At 66.0% G+C, this 3,559-nt stretch carries 1 protein-coding gene and 1 pseudogene; one reads left to right on the top strand and one right to left on the bottom strand.

The window, feature by feature from the left end:
• A pseudogene (locus ACFWF3_RS28575) lies at window positions 1-74 on the bottom strand (DNA-binding response regulator); the annotation flags it as partial.
• A 228-nt stretch (window positions 75-302) separates the two neighbouring features.
• On the opposite strand from ACFWF3_RS28575, the gene uvrA reads away from it, so the two are divergent.
• Window positions 303-3,275: an excinuclease ABC subunit UvrA gene (uvrA, locus tag ACFWF3_RS28570; protein WP_379316591.1), complete on the top strand. Its 2,973-nt coding sequence runs from the start codon at window positions 303-305 to the stop codon at window positions 3,273-3,275.
• Window positions 3,276-3,559: the final 284 nt, after the last annotated feature.

The raw sequence follows: 3,559 nt of genomic DNA, 5'->3' as shown, positions 1-3,559 counted from the left end.
GGATCACCTTCCAGCAGGTCGATCAACCCTCGCCGCACGATCTCGTGGTCGTCGACCAGGAACACCTCGAGCACGCCGGCTCCTTCATCATGTCGAGCGATCCCCCCTTGTGGTCCAACATAATCCGCGTATCTCGGTCGTGGGGCCTGTCGGCGAACGAGAAATGTCACGCCCCCTGCGCAGAGCCCTGGGTCGACGGGGACGCTCGCCTGCGGACCGAAACTTGTCGGACCCCCGGCCTAGCATTGACGACGGGGGAATATGTCCGGTCGGCGGATGACGATGGAGAAGGGATTCACCAGGTGGCGGAACGCCTCACTGTGCGCGGAGCTCGGGAACACAACCTGAAAGGTGTAGACCTGGATTTGCCGCGCGACAGCCTGATCGTGTTCACCGGTCTGTCCGGTTCCGGGAAGTCGAGCTTGGCGTTCGACACGATCTTCGCCGAGGGACAGCGTCGCTACGTCGAATCGCTGTCGGCCTACGCGCGTCAGTTCCTCGGGCAGATGGACAAGCCGGATGTCGACTTCATCGAGGGGCTCTCGCCCGCGGTGTCGATCGACCAGAAGTCGACCAACCGCAACCCGCGGTCCACGGTCGGCACCATCACCGAGGTCTACGACTACCTGCGCCTGCTCTACGCTCGCGCGGGCACGCCGCACTGCCCGGTCTGCCACGAGCTGATCGAAAAGCAGAGCCCGCAGCAGATCGTCGACCAGGTACTCGCGATGGACGACGGCCTCAAGTTCCAGGTGCTGGCGCCTGTGGCGCGCACCCGCAAGGGCGAGTTCGTCGACCTGTTCGACCAGCTCAAGACCCAGGGTTACTCGCGCGTGCGGGTCGACGGCGTGGTGTACCCGCTCACCGATCCGCCGAAGCTGAAGAAGCAGGAGAAGCACGACGTCGAGGTGGTCGTCGACCGCCTCTCGGTCAAGGCCGCCTCCAAGCAGCGCCTCACCGACTCGATCGAGACCGCGCTGCGCCTGGCCGACGGCATCGTGGTGCTCGATTTCGTCGACCGCGACGAGCACGCCCACGACCGGGAGCGCCGCTTCTCCGAACGTCTGGCCTGCCCCAACGGCCACCCCCTCGACATCGAGGACCTCGAGCCCCGTTCGTTCTCCTTCAACTCGCCCTACGGCGCCTGCCCCGACTGCACCGGCCTCGGCATCCGCAAGGAAGTCGATCCGGAACTGGTGGTGCCCGACCCCGACCTGAGCCTGGCCGACGGCGCGATCGCCCCGTGGTCGCGCGGGCAGACCGCCGAGTACTTCAACCGGTTGCTCTCCGGGCTGGCCGAGGCGGTCGGCTTCTCGATGGACACCCCGTGGCGCGATCTGCCCGCGAAGGCCCGCAAGGCGGTGCTGGAAGGCAGCTCCGACCAGGTGCACGTGTCCTACACCAACCGCTACGGGCGCAAGCGTTCCTATTACGCCGATTTCGAAGGCGTGATGCCGTTCCTGCAGCGGCGCATGGAGAACACCGAGTCCGAGCAGATGAAAGAGCACTACGACGGGTACATGCGCGATGTGGCGTGCCCGGTCTGCAACGGTTCCCGGCTGCGCCCGGAGATCCTGGCCGTCACCCTGGCCTCGGACGGCACCGACAAGTCGATCGCCGAGGTCAGTGAACTGTCCATCGGCGACTGCGCGCACTTCCTGAACGCGCTCACGCTGGGGGAGCGCGAGACCGCGATCGCCGGACAGGTGCTCAAGGAGATCCAGGCCCGGCTCGGCTTCCTGCTCGACGTCGGCCTGGAGTACCTGACGCTGTCGCGGGCGGCCGCGACTTTGTCCGGCGGTGAGGCCCAGCGCATCCGGCTGGCCACCCAGATCGGTTCCGGTCTGGTCGGTGTCCTCTATGTTCTCGACGAGCCGTCGATCGGTCTGCACCAGCGCGACAACCGCAGGCTCATCGAGACGCTGCTGCGGTTGAAGAAACTGGGCAACACGCTGATCGTCGTCGAGCACGACGAGGACACCATCCGCGCCTCGGACTGGGTGGTCGACATCGGCCCCCTCGCGGGCGAGCACGGTGGTCGCGTGGTGCACAGCGGCCCCTATGAGGAGCTGCTGACCGAGCCCGAATCGCTCACCGGCGCTTATCTTTCCGGCCGCGAGCAGATCGAGCTGCCGCTGGTGCGGCGCGCGATCGACAAGAAGCGCAAGCTCGCCGTCGTGGGCGCCACCGAACACAATTTGCGCAATGTCGACGTGGCGTTCCCGCTGGGTGTACTCACCGCGGTCACCGGTGTCTCCGGTTCGGGCAAGTCGACCCTGGTCAACGACATCCTGGCCACCGTTCTCGCGAACAAGCTCAACGGTGCCCGCCAGGTGCCGGGCCGGCACACCAGGATCAACGGCCTCGACAACCTCGACAAGCTGGTGCAGGTCGATCAGTCGCCGATCGGGCGCACCCCGCGCTCGAACCCGGCCACCTACACCGGCGTCTTCGACAAGATCCGCACCCTGTTCGCCTCCACCACCGAGGCCAAGGTGCGCGGCTATCAGCCCGGGCGGTTCTCGTTCAATGTCAAGGGCGGGCGCTGCGAAGCCTGCTCGGGCGACGGCACGCTCAAGATCGAGATGAACTTCCTGCCCGATGTGTACGTCCCGTGCGAGGTCTGCCACGGCGCTCGGTACAACCGGGAAACCCTCGAGGTGCACTACAAGGGCAAGACCATCGCCGAAGTCCTCGACATGCCGATCGACGAGGCGGCCGACTTCTTCGAGGCGATCACCTCGATCCACCGCTATCTCAAGACCCTCGTCGAGGTCGGCCTGGGTTACGTGCGGCTGGGCCAGAGCGCGCCGACCCTGTCCGGCGGTGAGGCGCAGCGCGTGAAGCTGGCCGCCGAGCTGCAGAAACGGTCCATGGGCCGGACGGTCTACATCCTCGACGAGCCGACCACCGGCCTGCACTTCGAGGACATCCGCAAACTGCTCAAGGTGATCAACGGACTGGTCGACAAGGGCAACACGGTGATCGTCATCGAGCACAACCTCGACGTCATCAAGACCGCCGACTGGGTCATCGACATGGGCCCCGAGGGCGGTTCCGGCGGCGGTACGGTGGTCGCCACCGGCACGCCGGAGGATATCGCCGGGGTGTCGGACAGCTACACCGGTCAGTTCCTGAAGGAGGTGCTGGCAGCGCCGGCGCCGAAGAAGCCCGCCGCGAAGAAGGCGGCGAAGAAAGCCGCCCCGGCGAAGAAGGCACCGGCGGAGACGACCGCGGCCAAGCGGTTGGCGCGAAAGGCGGCCGCGCTGCGCTGAGCCGGGCTACCGTCCTTTTCGAGACGTTCCGGCAGGGACTTTCCGAAAGCGCCACGAAGTGAAACAGCCGTGGGTAACATTCGCCTCACCGTCCCCGGAATGCCGGGTAGTAGCGGTTTGTCGACGGCTCGATCGTCGTGTAGTTCGAAAGGAACGTCCTCATGGATGAAGCCACCACGGCGCTCATCGCCCAGATTCTCGGTTTCCTCGCCGGCGGGTCATCGTTGGCTTACGAGCCCACCAAGCCGACCGTCTGACCTGGATTCGAAAGGAACGCCTGTAAT

This window comes from Nocardia sp. NPDC060220 (genome assembly GCF_042727815.1).
Classification (GTDB): domain Bacteria; phylum Actinomycetota; class Actinomycetes; order Mycobacteriales; family Mycobacteriaceae; genus Nocardia.
Note: the sequence above shows the minus strand (reverse complement) of the source record. Positions and strands in the feature narration are given on the sequence as shown.